This window comes from Nonomuraea coxensis DSM 45129 (assembly GCF_019397265.1).
Lineage (GTDB): Bacteria > Actinomycetota > Actinomycetes > Streptosporangiales > Streptosporangiaceae > Nonomuraea > Nonomuraea coxensis.
Genome location: NZ_CP068985.1, coordinates 5,784,205 through 5,803,232, shown reverse-complemented (window position 1 = coordinate 5,803,232; position 19,028 = coordinate 5,784,205). Strand labels below are relative to the sequence as shown.

Annotated in this window: 16 protein-coding genes; 15 read left to right on the top strand and 1 reads right to left on the bottom strand. The window is 71.5% G+C overall.

Annotated elements, in window-relative coordinates:
• Positions 1 to 37: 37 nt before the first annotated feature.
• The 10 genes from recN (at position 38) to Nocox_RS27105 (ending at position 11,030) form a co-directional block, all read left to right on the top strand.
• On the top strand, positions 38 to 1,756 hold the full coding sequence (gene recN, locus Nocox_RS27150; protein WP_020544748.1) for a DNA repair protein RecN: 1,719 nt from the start codon (positions 38 to 40) through the stop codon (positions 1,754 to 1,756).
• Positions 1,757 to 1,829: 73 nt separating this feature from the next.
• Positions 1,830 to 3,026: a putative cytokinetic ring protein SteA gene (steA, locus tag Nocox_RS27145; RefSeq protein WP_026214660.1), complete on the top strand. Its 1,197-nt coding sequence runs from the start codon at positions 1,830 to 1,832 to the stop codon at positions 3,024 to 3,026.
• Positions 3,023 to 4,000, top strand: a complete 978-nt coding sequence (locus tag Nocox_RS27140) for a copper transporter (protein WP_020544750.1) — start codon at positions 3,023 to 3,025, stop codon at positions 3,998 to 4,000. The genes steA and Nocox_RS27140 overlap by 4 nt, the downstream gene beginning before the upstream one ends.
• 1 nt (position 4,001) lies before the next feature.
• Positions 4,002 to 4,856 (top strand): hypothetical protein, encoded by an 855-nt coding sequence (locus Nocox_RS27135; protein ID WP_020544751.1) that lies wholly within the window; start codon positions 4,002 to 4,004, stop codon positions 4,854 to 4,856.
• A gap of 111 nt (positions 4,857 to 4,967) precedes the next feature.
• On the top strand, positions 4,968 to 6,578 hold the full coding sequence (gene murJ / locus Nocox_RS27130; protein WP_020544752.1) for a murein biosynthesis integral membrane protein MurJ: 1,611 nt from the start codon (positions 4,968 to 4,970) through the stop codon (positions 6,576 to 6,578).
• Positions 6,579 to 6,787: 209 nt separating this feature from the next.
• Positions 6,788 to 7,999 carry a glycosyltransferase gene (locus Nocox_RS27125; protein WP_020544753.1) on the top strand — a complete coding sequence of 404 codons (1,212 nt, stop codon included), beginning with the start codon at positions 6,788 to 6,790 and terminating at the stop codon, positions 7,997 to 7,999.
• Positions 8,000 to 8,178: 179 nt separating this feature from the next.
• The gene (locus tag Nocox_RS27120; protein WP_020544754.1) at positions 8,179 to 9,159 is read left to right on the top strand and encodes a TerC family protein; all 981 of its coding nucleotides are present in this window, start codon (positions 8,179 to 8,181) and stop codon (positions 9,157 to 9,159) included.
• A gap of 109 nt (positions 9,160 to 9,268) precedes the next feature.
• Entirely contained in the window at positions 9,269 to 9,910 is a 642-nt protein-coding gene (locus Nocox_RS27115) for a phosphatidylserine decarboxylase (protein ID WP_084685752.1), read from the top strand.
• Positions 9,897 to 10,721, top strand: a complete 825-nt coding sequence (gene pssA, locus Nocox_RS27110) for a CDP-diacylglycerol--serine O-phosphatidyltransferase (RefSeq protein ID WP_020544756.1) — start codon at positions 9,897 to 9,899, stop codon at positions 10,719 to 10,721. Before Nocox_RS27115 ends, pssA begins: the two co-directional genes overlap by 14 nt.
• A gap of 36 nt (positions 10,722 to 10,757) precedes the next feature.
• Positions 10,758 to 11,030, top strand: a complete 273-nt coding sequence (locus Nocox_RS27105; RefSeq protein ID WP_246649555.1) for a hypothetical protein — start codon at positions 10,758 to 10,760, stop codon at positions 11,028 to 11,030.
• Between the two features lie 48 nt (positions 11,031 to 11,078).
• Here Nocox_RS27105 and Nocox_RS27100 read toward each other — a convergent pair whose 3' ends face one another.
• On the bottom strand, positions 11,079 to 11,735 hold the full coding sequence (locus Nocox_RS27100) for an MBL fold metallo-hydrolase (protein ID WP_020544758.1): 657 nt from the start codon (positions 11,733 to 11,735) through the stop codon (positions 11,079 to 11,081).
• Between the two features lie 371 nt (positions 11,736 to 12,106).
• On the opposite strand from Nocox_RS27100, the gene uvrA reads away from it, so the two are divergent.
• From uvrA to uvrC, 5 genes are all read left to right on the top strand, one after another.
• The gene (uvrA, locus tag Nocox_RS27095; protein WP_020544759.1) at positions 12,107 to 14,947 is read left to right on the top strand and encodes an excinuclease ABC subunit UvrA; all 2,841 of its coding nucleotides are present in this window, start codon (positions 12,107 to 12,109) and stop codon (positions 14,945 to 14,947) included.
• Between the two features lie 240 nt (positions 14,948 to 15,187).
• Positions 15,188 to 15,580: a Rieske (2Fe-2S) protein gene (locus Nocox_RS27090; RefSeq protein WP_026214663.1), complete on the top strand. Its 393-nt coding sequence runs from the start codon at positions 15,188 to 15,190 to the stop codon at positions 15,578 to 15,580.
• 102 nt (positions 15,581 to 15,682) lie between these two features.
• On the top strand, positions 15,683 to 16,144 hold the full coding sequence (locus Nocox_RS27085; protein WP_026214664.1) for a Rieske (2Fe-2S) protein: 462 nt from the start codon (positions 15,683 to 15,685) through the stop codon (positions 16,142 to 16,144).
• Positions 16,145 to 16,241: 97 nt separating this feature from the next.
• Positions 16,242 to 16,688, top strand: coding sequence for a Rieske (2Fe-2S) protein (locus tag Nocox_RS27080; RefSeq protein WP_020544762.1), 447 nt, complete (start codon positions 16,242 to 16,244; stop codon positions 16,686 to 16,688).
• A 205-nt stretch (positions 16,689 to 16,893) separates the two neighbouring features.
• Positions 16,894 to 18,921: an excinuclease ABC subunit UvrC gene (gene uvrC, locus Nocox_RS27075; RefSeq protein ID WP_084685754.1), complete on the top strand. Its 2,028-nt coding sequence runs from the start codon at positions 16,894 to 16,896 to the stop codon at positions 18,919 to 18,921.
• The last annotated feature ends 107 nt before the right edge of the window (positions 18,922 to 19,028 follow it).

Here is a 19,028-nt window from a genome sequence, read left to right as displayed (position 1 = left end):
GTGTGATCGGCAGGCACAGCAGTGACGGGAGTGGGCAGTGCGACCAAGGGTCGAGGAGGTCCGCATCCATGGGCTCGGCGTCATCGACGAGGCTGTCCTAGAGCTCAGCCCGGGCTTCAACGTGGTGACCGGTGAGACGGGCGCGGGCAAGACGATGGTCGTGACCGGGCTCGGGCTGCTGTTCGGCGGCCGGGCCGACCCGTCCAGGATCCGGCCGGGGGCCGAGCGGGCCAGCGTCGAGGGCACGCTCGTCGTCGAGCCGGGCGGGCGCGTGGCCCAGCAGGTCGAGGACATCGGCGGCGACGTCGAGGGCGGCGAGCTCATCATCTCGCGCACCGTCTCGGCCGAGGGCCGCTCCCGGGCCTGGCTGGGCGGGCGCACGGTGCCCGTCGGCACGCTGACGTACCTCGCCGACGACCTTGTGGCCGTGCACGGGCAGATGGACCAGCAGCGGCTGCTCCAGCCCGCCAGGCAGCGCGCCGCGCTCGACCGTTACGCCGGTGACGAGCTGGTCAAGCCGCTGCGGGCGTACACACAGGCGTACAAACGGCACAAGCAGGTCGCCGTGCAGCTGGAGGAGCTGACCACCCGCGCCAGGGAGCGGACCCAGGAGGCCGACCTGCTCCGCTTCGGCCTGGAGGAGATCGAGAAGGTCGACCCCAAGCCAGGCGAGGACGCCGAGCTGCGCGAGGAGGAGGAGCGGCTCTCGCACGCCGACGCGCTGCGCAGCGCCGCCACCACCGCCCACACCGCGCTGCTCGGCGACCCCATGGAGGCCGCGGGCGGCGCGCACGACGTGATCTCCCTGCTCGGCGAGGCGCGCGCGGCCGTCGAGGCGGTGCGCGACTTCGACGCCCAGCTCGCCGGGGTCGCCGACCGGCTCGCCGAGGCCGGCTACCTCATCTCCGACGTCGCCACCGACCTCGCCTCCTACGCCGAGTCGATCGAGGCCGACCCGTCCCGGCTGGCGGTCGTGCAGGAGCGCCGCTCGGTGCTGTCCGGGCTCATCCGCAAGTACGGCGAGCCGAGCGCCGACAGCGCGGGCGTGCTCGCCTGGGCGCAGCGCGCCGCCGCCCGCCTGGCCGAGCTGGAGGGCGACGACGAGCGCATCGACGAGCTGACCCGCGAGCACGACGAGCTGACCGTCAAGCTCACCGACCTCGCCGCCGAGCTGACCCGGGTGCGCGAGGCCGCCGCCGAGCGGTTCGGCCTGGCCGTCACCGAGGAGCTGACCGCGCTCGCCATGCCGCACGCCCGGGTGGTCGTGCAGCTCACGCGGAGCGCCGATTTCGGGCCGGAGGGCGTCGACGAGGTCGAGCTGCGCATGGCCGCCCATCCGGCCGCGCCGCCGCTGCCGCTCACCAAGGGCGCGTCCGGCGGCGAGCTGAGCCGCGTCATGCTCGCCATCGAGGTCGTCTTCGCGGGCGCCGACCCGGTGCCGACGTTCGTCTTCGACGAGGTGGACGCGGGGGTCGGCGGCAAGGCGGCGGTCGAGATCGGGCGCCGGCTGGCCCGCCTGGCCCGCACGGCGCAGGTGATTGTCGTCACACATCTGCCCCAGGTGGCGGCCTTCGCCGACCAGCATCTGGTGGTCGAGAAGGCCAGTGACGGCAGCGTGGTGCGCAGCGGCGTCACCACTCTCGACCATGAGGGCCGGGTGCGCGAACTGTCGCGCATGCTGGCGGGTCTGGAGGATTCCGAGCTCGGCCGGGCGCACGCCGAGGAGCTGCTGGGACTCGCCGCGGCAGACAGGTGATCGTGGGTGACATAGTGGACACGCCACGTGATGCGTGGCCTCTCCGCTGTTCCGCTCTGGCAGGATGGTCATGATGAAGGTTCCGGGAAGCAGATTGCCGGGCCTCCGTGGCAGGAAGGTCGGAGACCTTCCCGGCATCACGGCAGTGGCGAGAATCGACCGGCGCACCAAGAGGCTCACCAAACGCCTCGGGCCTGGGGAAATTGCGATTATCGACCATGTCGACGTGGACCGGGTCAGCGCGGAGGCGCTGGTCGCATGCGGTGCCGCCGCTGTGATCGACGTCGCGGCCGGCATCAGCGGCCGCTATCCCAACCTGGGGCCGCAGATCCTGCTCGAAGCCGGCGTGCCGTTCGTCGACAACGCCAGCCCTGAGCTGTTCGAGCGGATCAAGGACGGCGACGTCATCAGGCTCTGCGACGGCGTCGTCCACCTGGACGACGACGTCGTCGGCAAGGGCGAGGAGCAGACCCTCGAAGCGGTCGAGGCCGCCATGGCCGAGGCCAGGGCAGGGCTGTCGGTGCAGATCGAGGCGTTCGCGGTCAACACCATGGAGTACGTCCGCGGCGAGGGCAAACTCCTCATCGACGGCGTCGGCGTGCCCGAGATCCGCACGGACATGGAGGGCAGGCACGTCCTCATCGTCGTGCGCGGATACCACTACAAGGAGGACATCGCCACCCTCCGTCCCTACATCCGCGAATACCGGCCCGTCCTGGTCGGCGTCGACGGCGGCGCCGACGCGCTGCTGGAGGCCGGCTACCTGCCCGACGTGATCGTGGGCGACTTCGACTCGGTCTCCACCAAGGCGCTGACCTGCGGCGCCGAGCTCGTCGTACACGCCTACCGCGACGGCCGGGCCCCCGGCCTGGAACGCGTGCACCAGCTCGGCCGCGAAGCGGTGATCTTCCCGGCCACCGGCACCAGCGAGGACATCGCGATGCTCCTCGCCGACGACAAGGGCGCCGAGCTGATCGTCGCCGTCGGCACCCACGGCACGCTGGAGGAGTTCCTCGACAAGGGGCGCTCCGGCATGGCCAGCACCTTCCTCACCCGGCTGATCATCGGCAGCAAGCTCATCGACGCCAAGGGCGTCAGCAGGCTCTACCGCAGCCGCATCTCCACCCCGCAGCTGCTGCTCCTCGTGCTCACCGCGCTGTTCACGATGGGCGTCGCGCTGGTCTTCTCGCCGCTCGGCAAGACCTGGCTGAACGGCCTGCAAGACGTCTGGAACGCGTTCATCTTCTGGCTGGTCGGACTCTTCTCGTGATCGATTTCCGTTATCACCTCGTCTCCATCGTCGCGATCTTCCTGGCGCTGGCGGTGGGCATCATCCTGGGCACCACCCTGCTCCAGGACCCCGCGCTCGACCTGGCCAAGCGCACCAGCGACGAGCTGACCAGCGCCAACAACGGCCTGCGCGCCGACCTCGACGCGCTGCGCGGGCGGCAGGCGGGCAACGACGCGTTCATCACCGCCCGCACCCCGCAGATGGTGGCCGCCGAGCTGGCCGGGCAGCGCGTACTGCTCGTCGAGACGCCCGGCTCCAGCACGAGCGTGCGCGAGGCCGCCCAGCAGGTGCTCGGCGAGGCGGGCGCCAAGGTCAGCGGGCGGGTGACGCTGACCGAGAAGTTCCTCGACCCCGCGGGCAAGGGCGTCCTGGACGGACTGGTCAACCAGCTCAAACCGGCCAACATGGTCTTCCCCGCCACCGCCACCAGCTACGACCGGGCCGCGACGCTGCTGGCCGCCGCGCTCGTCACCAACGATCCCGCGCAGGCCGGCACCGCCAACACCGCCACCGCCGGCGTGCTCGACGCGTTCGAGACCGGCGGCCTGCTCAACGTCGAGGACAACCCGGCCGAGCGGGCCACGCTCGCCGTCATGTTCGCACCGGAAAAGCCGTTCGAGGGCGAGACCGCCGAGACCCTGGCCGAGGCACTGGTCTCGGTCGCCGACGGGTTCGACGCGGCGGGCGGCGGCGCCGTGCTCGCCGGGACCGCGGCGAACGTCGCGCTGCCCGGCGACCTCATCGGCGCGGTCCGCGACGAGAGCGACGTCTCCAAGCGCGTGTCCACCGTGGACACCGCCGACATGCCCGTGGGCCGCGTCGTGATGGTCTACGCTCTGCGGGAACAACTGGCCGGGCACGCCGGCCAGTACGGCATCGGCAAGGGCGCCACCGCGGCCCTGCCCGTCGCCGTCACCCCCAGCCCCACCCCATCCGCCCAGTCAGGGAGCTGACATGGCCCGAGGACTGCTCCACGCCCTCGCGGGCGCCGCCATCGGCGCCGTCGCGGCCCGCGCCGCCTACGCCGCCTTCACCCGCAACCGGCAGCCCGACGACCTCACCGGCCGCTGGACGCGCAAGAACCACCGCGGCGAACCCATCACCCTCCTGGAGGGTCCCGCGTTCGTGGCGGGAGCGGGCGCGGCGGCCGCGCTCACGCCCGGACTGCCCGGCCGGCTGCGGCTGGCCGCCCTCGTGGCGGGCGGGGGCAGCGGCGCGCTCGGCGCCTACGACGACCTCTACGGCACGACGTCCTCCAAGGGCTTCAAAGGCCACCTGACCGCGCTGGCCCGCGGCGAGGTCACCAGCGGCGCGGTGAAGATCCTCGGCATCGGCGCCACCGGGCTCGGCGCCGCCGCGCTCGCCGGCGGCAGCCCGCTCGACGTCGTCGTCAACGGGGCCGCCATCGCAGGCGCCGCCAACCTCGCCAACCTCTTCGACCTTCGTCCAGGCCGCGCCGTCAAGGTCGCTCTGCTGACCGGCGGGCCGCTGCTGGCCGCCTCGCTGCTGCGCGGCTCGCCCGCCGCCGCGGCGCTGGCCGCCGTGCCGCTCGGCGCCGCCGCCGCGCTGCTGCCCGACGACCTCGGCGAGCGCGCCATGCTCGGCGACGCGGGGGCCAACGCCCTGGGCGCGCTGCTCGGCCTGGCCGCCGTCACCCGGCTCGGCAGGCCCGGCCGCTACGTCCTGCTCGGCACCGTGGCGGCGCTCACCGCCGCCTCCGAGAAGGTCAGCTTCACCAAGGTCATCGCCGGCAACCCGGTGCTCAACCGCATCGACATGCTCGGCCGCCGGCCCGTCGCGCCCGCCTGAGCAGGCCGATCCCGCGTTATCCACAGATGACCCCCGTGGCGCGCGAGTGCCGGCGCGGCCTGCCAGGATGATGTCCGCGCGGAGGGCCCGCGCGAGGGCGAGGGAGGCCGGATGGGAGTCGTGACGGCGCGGGGCGTGGCCGGCGGGGCCGTGCTCATCGGGGCCATCACCGTGCTCGCGCGTGTGGCCGGCTTCGCCAAGCAGTACGCCTTCGCGCAGACCGTCGGCACCAACTGCCTGGCCTCGGCCTACATGACGGCCAACCAGATCCCCAACATCGTGTTCGAGGTGGTCGTCGGCGGGGCGCTGGCCGGGATGGTCGTGCCGGTGCTGGCCCGGCACGCCGGCGGCGGCGAGGGCGACCGCGAGCGGGCCGGCTGGATCGGCTCGGCGCTGCTGACCTGGGTGGTCGTGGTGCTGGTGCCGCTGGCGGTGCTCACCGCGGTGTTCGCCGGGCCGGTCATCGGATTGTTCTTCGGGCCGCAGATCGCCGGATGCCCCGACGCGGGGGCGGTCACGGCCGTGGCGGCGCGGATGCTCGTCGTGTTCGCGCCGCAGATCCCGCTGTACGGCGTCGCCGTCGTGCTCTACGGCGTGCTGCAGGCGCACAACCGCTTCGCCGGGCCGGCGGTGGCGCCGCTGGTGTCGAGCATCGTGGTGATCGTGGCGTACCTGCTGTTCGTGCCGCTCAGCGGCGGCGACAGCGATCCGGCCACGGTCCCCGGGCCGGCCGAGCTGGCGCTGTCCGTGGGCACCAGCCTGGGGGTGCTGGCGCTGGTGCTCACCGTGCTCGGGCCGACGGCGCGGCTGGGGCTGCGGTGGCGGCCGGTGCTGCGCTTCCCCGACGGGGTGGCCGGACAGGTCCGCCGGCTCGCGCTCGCGGGCGTCGCGGCGCTGCTGGCGCAGCAGGCGGCCATGATCGTGGTGCTGGTGCTGGCCAACAACGTGGTCGGCACCGGGGCGATCGCGGTCTACAACTACGCGTGGGCGATCTACCTGGTGCCGTACGCGGTGCTGGCCGTGCCCATCGCCACCAGCGCGTTCCCCCGGTTGTCCGCGCAGGCAGGGGAGCCCGAGGCGTTCGCGGGGCTGGCGGCGCGCACCACCCGGGCCGTGGTGCTGGTGTCGGGGCTGGCGGCCGGCGTGCTGGCGGCGGCCTCCGGGCCGGGGGCGGTGGTGTTCCTCGGGATGAAGAGCGAGGTGCCCGCGGTGGAGCTGGCGCGGGCGGTCGCGCTGTTCGCGCCCGGCCTGGTGGGCTACGGGCTCATCGCGCAGCTCAGCCGGGTCCTGTACGCGGCCGGGCGCGGGCGGGAGGCGGCGGCCGGCACGGTGGCGGGATGGGTCGTGACGATGGCCGCGCAGACCGTGCTCGCCCTGGCGCTGCCCGAGGGGTGGCGGGTCGGCGGGATGGCGCTCGGGATGAGCGTCGGCATGACGGCGGGCGGGGCGCTGCTGCTGGCCGCCGTCGTACGGGCGCGGGGCGGCGGGGCCGCGGCCGGGCTGGGGCGGGCGCTGGGGGCGGCGGCCGGCGGCGGGGTGCTGGGCTACCTCGCCGGGGACGCCGTGAGCGGATGGCTCGGGGCCGAGGGGATCTGGGCGAACGTGGGCGCCGCGGTGCTCGCCGCCGTGGTGGCGCTGGGCGTGGGCGGCGCGGTCGTGGCTGTGCTGGACCGGGCCGACGCGAGCGCGGTCACCACGCTGCTGCGTCGCCGCCGGGGCTGATGGACCTCGGGATGGACAAGGCGGTCGAGACTCTGAGGGGCCGGGGATCTGGGCAGGTGGGGCGTTGGGACATGCGGGGCGATCGGGGCTGAGAGGCGTGGAGCTGAGGTGGGCTTGGGCTGGGAGGCCGTCGGGATGAAGGGCGTTGGGCTCAAGGGCCGGAGCCGGTGAGTCGTGGTTGAGAGGCTGGAGCTGAGGGAGGAGTGGGCGTGCGGGTGGCGTTCGTGGTGGGCACCACGTCCGGCGGTACGGGTCGGCACGTGCGGATGCTGGCCGAGGGGCTGACGCGGCGGGGGCATCAGGTGCTCGTGGCGGGGCCGCGCAGCGTGGAGGAGCAGTTCGCGTACGGCGAGACGGGGGCGCGCTTCGTGGAGGTGGCCATGGCGGACCGGCCCCGTCCGGCGGCCGACGTGCGGGCGGTGCTCGCGCTGCGGCGGGTGACGCGCGACGCCGACGTCGTGCACGCCCACGGGCTGCGCGCCGGGGCGCTGGCGGCGCTCGGCACGTGGGGGCGCCGCCGCTCGCTGGTGGTGACGCTGCACAACGCGCTCACCGCGGGCGGGCTCGTCGGGTTCGTGTACGGGGTGCTGGAGCGGATCGTGGCCCGGCGGGCCGACCGGGTGCTGGTGGTCTCGCCCGACCTCGGCGAGCGCATGAAGCGGCTCGGGGCGCGCGACGTCCGGGCCGCCGTGGTGCCCGCGCCGCCGCTGCGCCCGGCCGGGCGCACCCCACGCGAGGTCGCGGACGAGCTGGGCGCGGGGGAGCGGCCCATCCTGCTGACGGTCGCGCGGCTGGCGCAGCAGAAGGGCCTGGAGACCCTGCTCGACGTCGCCGCCGGACCATGGGGAGCTGCTGGGGCGGGGAGAGAGGCCGGGTCAGAGGAAGCCGCTGGGTCAGAGGGAGCCGCCAGATCGCTGGGAGCCGTTGGCTTGAGGGGAGAGGCTTCGGGTGGGGATGGGGGTTGGAGGGGGCGAGGGGGGCCGCTGTTCGTGGTTGCCGGGGAAGGGCCGTTGCGCGGGGAGTTGGAGCGGCGGATCGCGGCCGAGGGGTTGCCGGTGAGGTTGCTCGGCAACCGTGACGACGTGCCCGACCTGCTCGGCGCGGCCACCGCCGTGGTGACCGCCACCCGCTGGGAGGGTCAGCCCCTCAGCATCAGGGAGGCGCTCATGGCCGGGAAACCGGTGATCGCCACTGCTGTGGGGGGAATCCCGGAGATCGTGGGAGATGCGGGGATTCTTGCCCCCTATGGGGACGTTCCCGCGCTGCGTGAGGCCGTACGGACGTTGCTGGAGGATCCCGGGGTCGCGGAACGGCTGGCGGCGGCGGCCGTGCGGCGGGGACAGGAGATGCCGGACGGTGACGAGGCGACGGAGAGCGTCCTGGGCGTGTACGGGACGGTGCGGACGCCAGGGGATGATTAGGTGGGGTCAAGGCGTTCTCATATACTGCCTGGGTTAGGGAGGGGAGTATCCCTTCGCGACAGCCTCGTCATCACGGTGCAGCCCCGCTCCATGGGGCCCCCGGGGCTGCCGGTCCGCAGTTCTGGCGGGCGGGAGAGACCTCCGGCAATGAGTCCTGCATGCCGGAGGGTTGAAACGTGATGGTACCCCTGTGGGCCTGGCTGGCCGTGATCGGCGGGCTCCTGCTCGTCCTCGCGCTCGACCTCTGGATCGTGGACCGGGGCGAGGCACGCGAGTTCTCGATGCGGCAGGCCGGTTACTGGGTGACGTTCTACGTCATCCTGGCCATCGCGTTCGGGATAGTGCTGTGGATCACCGCCGGCGGCGACAAGGCCGGGGAGTTCTTCGCCGGCTACATCACCGAATACAGCCTCAGCGTCGACAACCTGTTCATCTTCTTCATCATCATGAGCAGGTTCGCGGTCCCGCGGGCCTACCAGCACAAGGTGCTGCTCGTCGGCATCCTGCTGGCGCTGGTCATGCGCGGCATCTTCATCGCGCTCGGCGCGGCGGCGCTGGAGCGCTTCAGCTGGCTGTTCTACGTCTTCGGCGCGTTCCTCGTCTACACCGCGGTCAACATCGTCCGCCAGCACCTCAAGGGCGAGGAGGAGGAGTTCAACGAGAACGTCCTGCTCCGCTGGGTGCGCAAGGCATTCCCGACCACCGAGGGCTACGCCGGATCGAAGATCACTGTCAAGATCGATGGCCGGCGCATGGTCACCCCGATGCTCATCGTGATGATCGCCATCGGCACCACCGACCTGCTGTTCGCGCTCGACTCGATTCCGGCCATCTTCGGGCTCACGCAGGACCCCTACATCGTCTTCACGGCCAACGCGTTCGCCCTGATGGGACTGCGTCAGCTGTACTTCCTCCTGGGTGGCCTGCTGCAGCGGCTGGTGTACATCAGCTACGGTTTGGCGTTCATTCTCGGGTTCATCGGGGTTAAGCTGGTATTGGAAGCGTTGCACTCCAGCAATGTCCCTTGGGCGCCCGAAATTCCCATCTGGGTCTCGCTCACGGTCATCGGCACCACCATGGTCATCACCACCGTGGCCAGCCTGATCAAGGCGCGTATCGACGCGCGTGCGGGCGAGCAGCCGCACCCCGAGCAGGTCTAGCGAAACGGGCTTCGAGGCGCTTTGCTTTGTGTAGCCGTACCGTGTAATAGTTGCGAGTTCTGTAACATCACGGCAAAGCGCCCAGTCCAGTCACCACCAAAGGTTGTACGTGTCAGACGATTCTGCTAAGTCGAGCCGCATCCGGCTCGCACGCGGGGTCTCCCCGTGGCTTCTCCCGACGGCGGCCACGGCGGCCGCCACCGCGCTGCTGACGCGCAAGGACCGGCGATGGGCGTTCGCGGCGGTGCCGTTGAGCGCGCTCACCGGGGGAATGCTCTGGTTCTTCCGCGACCCCGACCGGACTCTCGGCCAGGGGCGCGTGCTGTCGCCCGCCGACGGCGTGGTGCAGAGCATCGACCCCTGGCCCGACGGCCGCACCCGGGTCGCGATCTTCATGAGCCCGCTGAACGTCCACGTCAACCGCGCCCCTCTTGCGGGAAATGTCGCCTCCGTGCAGCATGTGGCGGGTGGGTTCCTGCCGGCGTTCAACAAGGACAGCGACCAGAACGAGCGTGTGGTGTGGCATTTCGAGACCGCGCTGGGCGACATCGAGATGGTGCAGATCGCGGGCGCGGTGGCGCGCAGGATCGTGCCGTACCTGAGCACGGGCGCGAAGGTCGCCCAGGGCGACCGGATCGGGCTCATCCGGTTCGGCTCGCGCGTCGACATCTACCTTCCCGAAGGGATCTCGCCCGCGGTGTCCGTGGGCGAGAAGACGGTTGCGGGGGTGACCAGAATTGACCGCGGCTGACGCCGGCAGCTGGCAGGCGAGCGAGGAAGAACCGCGGGGCCCGGTCGGCAAGGCCTTCCGCCTCTCCGCGGCGGACTCGCTCTCGCTCGGCAACGCGGTCTGCGGCTTCCTCGCCGTGTGCGTGCTCGCCTACTCCGCGATCCAGCAGCTCCAGGTCGCGGGCGGGCGTTTCACGCCGGATCCGAGCTACTTCGCCACCGCGATCGTGCTGCTGCTCATCGGCGCCACGTGCGACCTGTTCGACGGGCTCGTGGCGCGGCGTTTCCGGGCCTCGGCCATGGGCGCCGAGCTCGACAACCTCGCCGACGTCATCAGCTTCGGGTTCGCCCCCGCGTTCATGGTGGTGATCTGGGGAGGGTTCACCGACCAGGTGCCGTTCGCGGCCGTGCTCGTGGCGGCGGCGTCCGTGCTGGTCGCCGGAGTCGTACGGCTGGCCAGGTTCGCCTGCGTCAAGACCAAGAGCGGCGACTTCATGGGGTTGCCCATCCCGATGGGCGCCATGACGGTGATCTCGATCGTGCTGCTGTTCCAGCCGAGCATCTGGACGCTGGTCGGCGTTCTCGGCGTGGCCTGGCTCATGGTCAGCCGGATCGAGTACCCCAAGCCGAAGGGGCAGCTCGCGGCGGTCGTCCTCGGCTGGATCATGGTCAACGTGGCCTTCCTCACCTTCTGGGTGGCCTGGCCCGAGGGCGGTGACCTGCCGATCAAGATCGGTGCGACCATGCAGATCGCGCTCGTGGCGGCGATCCCGCTGCGGATGATGTTCTACAAGCGGGAGCAGCGCCGGGTGGCCGAGCGAATCCACAACTGACGGGATTTTTCGGCATACTTCGGCTTTGATGGATCCATGTCAGCGATGCCGCGCGAGCACACGCGCACGTACCATCTCGGCAAGCTGGCCATGGAGCTGGAGCAGCGCGGGCTGACGGCGACGCTTCGCGCATACCCGCCCGCGCTGCGGATCAGCGTCCCCGACGCCGCCATGCTCGTCGAGACGGTGGACTGCGTACCCCTGCAGGAGGGGTGGTTCTACCGGTGGTCGTGGGGCGAGCTCGTCGGCGTCACGGACGATCCGGCCCTCGCGGCCGATCACATCACGCGCGTGCTCGCCCGCCGCTGACCGCCGAAGGCCCCGCCCCTCCCGGCCGGAGGCGCGAGGCCGGCGGGGCTACCAGCCCCTGGCCTTCCACTCGGGCAGGGAGGGGCGCTCGGCGCCGAGGGTGGTGTCCTTGCCGTGGCCCGGATAGACCCAGGTCTCGTCGGGCAGCCGGTCGAAGACGCGGGTGACCACGTCGTCGTAGAGCTGGTTGAAGCGCTCGGCGTCCTTCCAGGTGTTGCCGACGCCGCCCGGGAAGAGCGAGTCGCCCGTGAACAGGTGCGGCCCCGCCTCGCCGCCGTCGTACAGCAGGGCGATGGAGCCCGGCGTGTGACCGCGCAGGTGGATGACCTCCAGCGAGACGCGGCCCAGCGGGATCGTCTCGCCGTGCTCGACCGTGCGGCGGGCCGGCACCGGGAGCGCCGGGGCGTCGAGCGGGTGGGCGATCACCTCGGCGCCCGTCACCTTGGCCACCTGCTCAAGCGCCTGCCAGTGGTCGCCGTGCTGGTGCGTCGTGACGATCGCGCCGAGGGGCTGGTCGCCGATCAGCGCGAGCAGGCGGTCGGGCTCGGCGGCGGCGTCGATGAGCAGGCCGTCGCCGGTCTCCGCGCAGCGCAGCAGATAGGCGTTGTTGTCGAACGGGCCGACGGCGAGCTTGCAGACCGTCAGCGCGGGCAGCTCACGCACGTCGGCGGGACCGCCGACCTGGACGTCACCTGTATAGGTCATGAAGAGTCCTTCGGGGGCGTCGCGGGCAGATCAGCGGGGGCCGGCATCGTCAGCCACGACGGCGGCGGGTGAAGCCACCCCGCGCGGCCGGGCAGGAACGTCTGCCCCACGAGCACCAGACTAACGCCCCCGCCCTCAGATCTCCCCGCGTGCCGGACCGGCATGTCGGCAGGCGGCCCAACGGCCTCTCCCGAGGGCATGAAACCGCAGGTCAAAGCGTTGATATCGGAAGGCATCCTGCCCAGTCGGCGGATGGCCGTAATCTGGGAGGGAGGGGTTTTCGGGGGACGCGCTGCGGGCCGCCGAAATTGTCGGAGCCCCCGTCTACCATCCCCCGTGGACCTATCCGCCTTTCGACTACCGGGATCGCCGTGGCCGACCGCCTGATCGTGCGTGGTGCACGAGAACACAACCTCAAGGACGTCTCGCTCGATCTGCCGCGAGACTCGCTGATCGTCTTCACCGGCCTCTCCGGCTCGGGCAAGTCGAGCCTGGCCTTCGACACGATCTTCGCTGAGGGCCAGCGGCGCTATGTCGAGTCGCTGTCGGCGTACGCCCGCCAGTTCCTCGGCCAGATGGACAAGCCCGACGTCGACTTCATCGAGGGCCTGTCGCCTGCGGTGTCGATCGACCAGAAGTCCACCAGCAAGAACCCCCGTTCGACCGTCGGCACCATCACCGAGGTCTACGACTACCTCCGCCTGCTGTGGGCCCGGATCGGCAAGCCCCACTGCCCCGTGTGCCGGCGGCCCATCGCCCGCCAGACGCCGCAGCAGATCGTCGACCGCGTGATGGACCTCGACGAGGGCACCCGCTTCCAGGTGCTCGCGCCGGTCGTGCGCGGGCGCAAGGGCGAGTACGCCGAGCTGTTCCGCGAGCTGCAGACCAAGGGCTTCGCGCGGGCCAGGGTCGACGGCACGGTGGTGCGGCTGGAGGAGCCGCCGACCCTCAAGAAGTACGAGAAGCACGACATCGAGGTCATCGTCGACCGCCTGTCGGTCAAGGAGTCGGCGCGCCGCCGGCTCAACGACTCGGTCGAGACCGCGCTGCAGCTGTCCGGCGGCACGATCACCCTCGACTTCGTCGACCTGCCCGAGGACGACCCGGGCCGTGAGCGGTTCTACTCCGAGCACCTCTACTGCCCCTACGACGACCTGTCGTTCGAGGAGCTGGAGCCGCGCTCGTTCTCCTTCAACTCCCCGTTCGGCGCCTGCCCCGAGTGCACCGGCCTCGGCACCAAGATGGAGGTCGACCCCGACCTGGTGGTGCCCGACCCGGAGCGCACGCTGGGCGCGGGCGCGCTGCACCCGTGGTCCGGCGGCCACACCAGCGAATACTTCGTCCGGATGATCGAGGCCCTGGGCAACACCATGGGATTCGGCCTCGACACCCCGTGGGAGCAACTGCCGAAGAAGGCGCAGAAGGCCCTGCTGTACGGCTACGACGAGCAGGTCCACGTCCGCTACAGCAACCGCTACGGCCGTCAGCGCTCCTACTACACCGACTACACCGGCGTCATCACCTGGGTGCAGCGCCGCCACGCCGAGGCGGAGAGCGACTCGAGCCGAGAGCGGTTCGAGGGCTACATGCGCGAGATCCCGTGCCCGGCCTGCAAGGGCGCCCGGCTCAAGCCGGTCACCCTGGCCGTCACGGTGGCCGACAGGTCGATCGCCGACGTCGCGTCCATGTCCATCGGCGAGTGCGCCCAGTTCCTGGCCGAGCTCAAGCTGTCCGACCGCGACATGCACATCGCCGAGCGGGTGGTCAAGGAGATCAACGCCCGCCTCGGGTTCCTGCTCGACGTGGGCCTCGACTACCTCACCATGGACCGCGCCGCCGCCACCCTGGCGGGCGGCGAGGCGCAGCGCATCCGGCTGGCCACGCAGATCGGCTCCGGCCTGGTCGGCGTCCTCTACGTCCTGGACGAGCCCTCCATCGGCCTGCACCAGCGCGACAACCTGCGGCTGCTCGACACGCTCGTCAGGCTGCGCGACATGGGCAACACGCTGATCGTGGTCGAGCACGACGAGGACACCATCGCCGCCGCCGACTGGGTGGTCGACATCGGCCCAGGCGCGGGCGAGCACGGCGGCCAGGTCGTCGTGTCCGGCACCGTCCAGGACCTGCTGAGCAGCGAGGAGTCGCTGACCGGGCAATACCTGTCGGGCCGGCGCGGCATCGAGGTGCCGTCCGGCCGGCGCAAGCGCGACAAGAAGCGGCAGATCACCGTCAAGGGTGCGCGCGAGCACAACCTCAAAGGCGTCGACATCGACTTCCCGCTCGGCCTGTTCACGGCCGTCACCGGCGTGTCAGGGTCGGGCAAGTCGACGCTGGTCAACGACATCCTCTACAGCGCACTGGCCAAGGAGCTCAACGGGGCGCGCACGGTGCCGGGGCGGCACTCCCGCATCAACGGCATGGACCTCGTGGACAAGGTCGTCCACGTCGACCAGTCGCCGATCGGGCGCACCCCGCGCTCCAACCCGGCCACCTACACCGGCGTCTTCGACCACGTCCGCAAGCTGTTCGCGGCCACGACGGAGGCCAAGGTGCGCGGCTACCAGCCCGGGCGCTTCAGCTTCAACGTCAAGGGCGGCCGCTGCGAGGCGTGCGCGGGCGACGGCACCATCAAGATCGAGATGAACTTCCTGCCGGACGTCTACGTCCCCTGCGAGGTCTGCCACGGCGCCCGCTACAACAGGGAGACCCTGGAGGTCCACTACAAGGGCCGGACGATCTCCGAGGTGCTCGACATGCCGATCGAGGAGGCGCTCGGCTTCTTCGACGCCATCCCGGCGATCCGGCGTCACCTGCAGACCCTGCACGACGTGGGTCTCGGCTACGTACGGCTCGGGCAGCCGGCCACCACGCTCTCCGGCGGCGAGGCGCAGCGCGTCAAGCTCGCCTCCGAGCTGCAGCGGCGGCAGACCGGCCGGACGATCTACGTGCTCGACGAGCCCACCACCGGCCTGCACTTCGAGGACATCCGCAGGCTGCTCGGCGTGCTCGGACGGCTGGTCGACGGGGGCAACACCGTCATCGTCATCGAGCACAACCTCGACGTCATCAAGACGGCCGACTGGGTCATCGACATGGGGCCCGAGGGCGGCTCGCGCGGCGGCACGCTCGTCGCCAGCGGCACGCCGGAGGAGGTCGCGCTGGTCGAGGAGAGCCACACGGGGCGGTTCCTCCGCAAGATCCTGTCCGTGTGAGCGCCCGCCGGGCCGCCGCCGGTCCCGCCCCCGGAGCACCTACCCGGAGGCGGGACCGGCGGGGTGCGGCAATACAGTTGTGGCACGGGTAACGGCCTGACCTGCAGGGGGTCAGCGGCGACGCGAAGGGTCGAGGCGATCATGACAGTTACGGAGCGGGGCGGAGCCATGCCTGGACGACGGGGCGAGGGCGTGCCTGGACAGCGGGACGGTGGCGTGCCTGGACAGCGGGACGGTGGCGTGCCTGGACGGCGTGAGGTGCTCGGGGTGGCCGGGGTGGCGGCGTGCGGCGTGGCGCTCGCCGCCTGCGGCACCGGCGACGCCCAGTCGCGGCCCAGCCTGAAGGGACAGGTCATCGCCAAGACGGCAGACGTGCCTGTGGGCGGCGGCAAGCTCATCGGCGACCTGAAGCTCGTGGTGACGCAGCCTCAGCAGGGGGTCTACAAGGCGTTCAGCGCGGCCTGCACGCACAAGGGCTGCACCGTCAGCACGCCGAAGGACAACGTCATCACGTGCGCCTGCCACGGCAGCGAGTTCGCCGCCGACAGCGGCGCCCCCAACAAGGGGCCGGCCACCGCGCCGCTGACCGCCATCGCGGTCAAGGTGGAGGGCGACGGCATCGTGGTGGCCTGAGCAGGTAAATGTACGTGGTCCCCAGGATTGGGTTCGGGCACGCTGAACCGGCGCGCGGGCGCTGCCCGTACCTGAAGGAGAAGCAACCTGGGAGGACGCACCATGACGGATACGACGCGCCGGACGATGATGCTGGGCGCGGGAGGCGCCGGGCTCGCGGCGTTCCTGACGGCGTGCGCGAGCTACGGCACGCCGACGACCGACGCGAGCGCGGCGCCCGCGGACGAGCCGGCCGACGAGGCGTCGTCCGAGGCGCCCAAGAAGAAGACGGCCAAGGCGAAGGCGCTGGCCGACACCTCCGACATCGAGGTGGGCGGCGGCAAGGTCTTCGAGGCGCAGAAGATCGTGGTCACGCAGCCGGTGGAGGGCGACTTCAAGGCGTTCTCGGCGGTCTGCACGCACGCGGGCTGCACGGTCGCCACCGTCCAGAACAAGACGATCAACTGCCCGTGCCACGGCAGCAAGTTCAGCATCGAGGACGGCTCGGTGGCGGACGGGCCCGCGCCCGAGCCGCTCAAGGAGAAGAAGATCACGGTGGACGGCGGCAAGATCCGCCTGGCTTAGCGGAACCGTGGGCGTCTCTCATGCAGGTCTCATGAATTTCTCACCTGGCTGCGGTTGGGTGATCCGCATGGGAGATGACCTTCGAAGCCGACGGACAGTGATAGCGGGCGTCGGAGCCGGTGGCCTCACACTGGCCCTCGCGGCCTGTGGCGGCGGCACCGATGCGGCGACCGGCACCGATGCGGCGACCGGCGGCGACGCCACCGGGTCGGCGGCGCCTCAGGCGAGCGCCGGCGAGTCCAGCGCGCCGCAGACCGCCGAGGCGCTGGCCAAGACGGCCGACATCCCCGTGGGGGGCGGCACGATCCTCAAGGACCAGAAGATCGTGGTCGTGCAGCCCACCGCGGGGGAGTTCAAGGCGTACAGCGCGGTCTGCACGCACAAGGGGTGCGTGGTGGGCAGCGTCGACGGCGGCGCCATCGTCTGCCCGTGCCACAACAGCAGGTTCAACATCGCCGACGGAGCGGTGGCGGGCGGGCCTGCCCAGGGACCGCTGCCGGAGAAAGCGATCAAGGTCGAGGGCGACCAGATCACCCTGGCCTGATCGCTGATTGCTGATTGCTGATTGGCTGGCCGGTTGGCCGGTTGGCCGGTTGGTTGGTCGACGGGCGGCGGGCGGCGGAAGGCGCGAGGGTGCGGGCCCGGCTTGGCGCGAAGCCGGGCCCGCACCCTCGCGCCCTTCGTCCGGCACCGTCGTGGGCCGTCGGCGGGCGGATGAGTCTGTCGGTGGGGGCTACTAGGCTTCAAATGTGGCGAGATCTGCGGGCAGTCCTCTGAGTTTCCGGCCGAAGCCGGGTTCGATCCCCGAGTCCCCGGGGGTCTACCGGTTCAGGGACGCCCACGGCCGGGTGATCTACGTCGGCAAGGCCAAGAGCCTGCGGCAGCGGCTCAACTCGTACTTCGCCGACTTCTCCGCGCTGCACCCGCGCACGCAGTCGATGCTGACCACCGCGGCCGACGTCGACTGGACGGTCGTCGGCACCGAGGTCGAGGCGCTGCAGCTCGAATACTCCTGGATCAAGGAGTTCGACCCGCGTTTCAACGTCAAGTACCGCGACGACAAGTCCTACCCCTACCTCGCGGTCACGATGGGGGAGGACTTCCCCCGGGTGCAGGTCATGCGCGGCGCCAAGCGCAAGGGCACCCGCTACTTCGGCCCCTACTCGCACGCCTGGGCCATCCGGGAGACCGTCGACCTGCTGCTGCGGGTCTTCCCCGTACGCACGTGCAGTGCCGGGGTGTTCAAGCGGGCCGGGCAGATCGGCCGTCCCTGCCTGCTCGGCTACATCGACAAGTGCTCCGCGCCGTGCGTCGGCCGGGTCACCCCCGAGGAGCACCGCGAGCTGGCCGAGGACTTCTGCGACTTCATGGCGGGCAACACCAGCCGCTTCATCAGGCGGCTGGAGAAGGAGATGCGCGCCGCCGCCTCCGAGCAGGAGTACGAGCGCGCCGCCCGGCTCAGGGACGACGTCCAGGCGCTGCAGCGCGCGCTGGAGAAGCAGGCGGTCGTGCTCGGCGAGGGCACCGACGCCGACGTCATCGCCCTGGCCGAGGACCCTCTCGAAGCCGCCGTCATGGTCTTCTACGTGCGCGGCGGGCGCATCCGCGGCCAGCGCGGCTGGGTGGTCGACAAGGTCGAGGAGACCACGCCGGGCGAGCTGGTCGAGCAGTTCCTGCTGCAGATGTACGCCGAGGCCGGCGCCGAGTCGATGCCGCGCGAGGTGCTCGTCCCCGCTCTGCCGCCCGACTGCGAGGCGGTCGCCGAGCTGCTGAGCGAGCAGCGCCGGGCCAGGGTCGAGGTCCGGGTGCCGCAGCGCGGCGACAAGCGCACCCTCATGGAGACCGTCGAGCGCAACGCGAAGGAGTCGCTGGCCCAGCACAAGATCCGGCGCGCCAGCGACCTCACCACCCGCAGCAAGGCGCTGCAGGAGATCGCCGACGCGCTCGACCTCGACCAGGCGCCGCTGCGCATCGAGTGCTACGACGTCTCCCACCTGCAGGGCGAGAACGTCGTCGCGTCCATGGTGGTCTTCGAGGACGGCCTCGCGCGCAAGAGCGAATACCGGCGTTTCTCGGTCAAGACCAAGGAGGGCGACGTCGCCTCGATCCACGAGGTGATCCTCCGCCGGTTCCGCCGCTACCTGCAGGAACGGTCCGACACCGGCGAGCTGGTCCCCGACGAGTACGGCGAGGAAGGCGGGCCCGCTGAGGACGGCGGGCACGGCCCGATCGACCCCGAGACCGGCCGGCCGCGCAAGTTCGCCTACCCGCCCAACCTGGTCGTGGTCGACGGCGCCGGCCCCCAGGCGGCCGCGGCCCAGCGCGCGCTCGACGAGCTGGGCGTGGACGACGTGGCGGTGTGCGGGCTGGCCAAGCGGCTGGAGGAGGTCTGGCTGCCGGGCGACGACCAGCCGGTCATCATGCCCAGGTCCAGCGAAGGGCTCTACCTGCTGCAGCGCGTGCGTGACGAGGCGCACCGCTTCGCCATCACCTACCACCGGTCGAAGCGTTCGCGCGGCATCAAGGAGAGCGCGCTCGACGGCGTTCCCGGGCTCGGGCCGGCGCGGCGGCAGGCGCTGCTCAAGCACTTCGGGTCGGTGAAGAAGCTGCGCGAGGCGAGCGCGGCCGAGATCTGCGAGGTGCCGGGCATCGGGCCGGCCATCGCCGAGGTCATCGTCGCCACCCTGGCGGACGGGTCGCCCAGGCCCGTGTCCACCGAGGCCGGGGCCGGCGCCCGTACGCGGGAGCTCGCGCCCCGGGAAGGGGGAGCGGGGTGACAGGGCGACGCATGGTAGAGGCCGCGTCGCGCTGTGCCATCGCCGCCGTCCGCTATGGTGGATGGCGTGCCGCGATGACCGGGCCGGGCGTGCCGGACGGCCGCCGT

Bases quoted from the DNA above. Each gene is read 5' to 3' on its own strand.
- Nocox_RS27120 (WP_020544754.1), top strand. From the start codon at position 8,179: ATGGTACCCCTGTGGGCCTGGCTGGCCGTGATCGGCGGGCTCCTGCTC.
- Nocox_RS27135 (WP_020544751.1), top strand. From the start codon at position 4,002: ATGGCCCGAGGACTGCTCCACGCCCTCGCGGGCGCCGCCATCGGCGCC.
- murJ (WP_020544752.1), top strand. From the start codon at position 4,968: ATGGGAGTCGTGACGGCGCGGGGCGTGGCCGGCGGGGCCGTGCTCATC.
- Nocox_RS27100 (WP_020544758.1), bottom strand. From the start codon at position 11,735: ATGACCTATACAGGTGACGTCCAGGTCGGCGGTCCCGCCGACGTGCGT.
- Nocox_RS27105 (WP_246649555.1), top strand. From the start codon at position 10,758: ATGTCAGCGATGCCGCGCGAGCACACGCGCACGTACCATCTCGGCAAG.
- Nocox_RS27085 (WP_026214664.1), top strand. From the start codon at position 15,683: ATGACGGATACGACGCGCCGGACGATGATGCTGGGCGCGGGAGGCGCC.
- steA (WP_026214660.1), top strand. From the start codon at position 1,830: ATGAAGGTTCCGGGAAGCAGATTGCCGGGCCTCCGTGGCAGGAAGGTC.